Below are 639 nucleotides of genomic sequence, written 5' to 3'. Positions count from 1 at the left end.
ACACATGGAATCATAAGCGCGTTTATCGTATTTACCGTGAGCTTGAGTTGAATCTGCGAATAAAGCCTAGAAAACGTCTAACAAGGAAGAAGCCGGAACCATTGACTGTCCCTGATGCCATTAACGAATGTTGGTCAATGGATTTTATGCACGACCAATTATCTGATGGCAGAGGGTGTCGCTTGTTCAATGTAATTGATGATTTCAATCGCGAAGGACTCACAATAGATGCTGACTTATCACTCCCCGCTGAGCGTGTGATCCGCTCGCTCAATCAAATTATAGAATGGCGTGGTAAGCCAAAAGCTATCAGGTGTGACAATGGGCCTGAATATATTAGCCATAAATTAGCGGAGTGGGCGTTAAATAATAATATTGAATTACGATTTATTCAACCAGGTAACCCGCAACAAAATGCTTATGTAGAGCGGTTTAATCGAACGGTTAGGTATGACTGGCTAAGTCATTATATTTACAGTGATATTAGTGAGTTACAAGATAAAGCTACCGATTGGTTATGGACTTATAATAATGAACGCCCTAATATGGGCATAGGTGGCATAACACCCATACAAAAGCTGGAAAAGTTAAACAACGGAAATTCTACAGATAGCCTCCATTAAAAATGGGGGGATTACC

Annotated in this window: 1 protein-coding gene; it reads left to right on the top strand. The window is 40.5% G+C overall.

Translation table 11 applies throughout. The annotated features are described in order from the left end of the window. A partial coding sequence (locus CWB66_RS20095) for an IS3 family transposase (protein WP_138586776.1) occupies window positions 1-623 on the top strand: 623 nt, incomplete at its 5' end. Window positions 624-639: the final 16 nt, after the last annotated feature.

The sequence above is a fragment of the Pseudoalteromonas sp. S558 genome (genome assembly GCF_005886635.1).
Classification (GTDB): Bacteria; Pseudomonadota; Gammaproteobacteria; order Enterobacterales; family Alteromonadaceae; genus Pseudoalteromonas; species Pseudoalteromonas aliena.
This window is presented reverse-complemented; position numbering and strand designations above follow the sequence as displayed.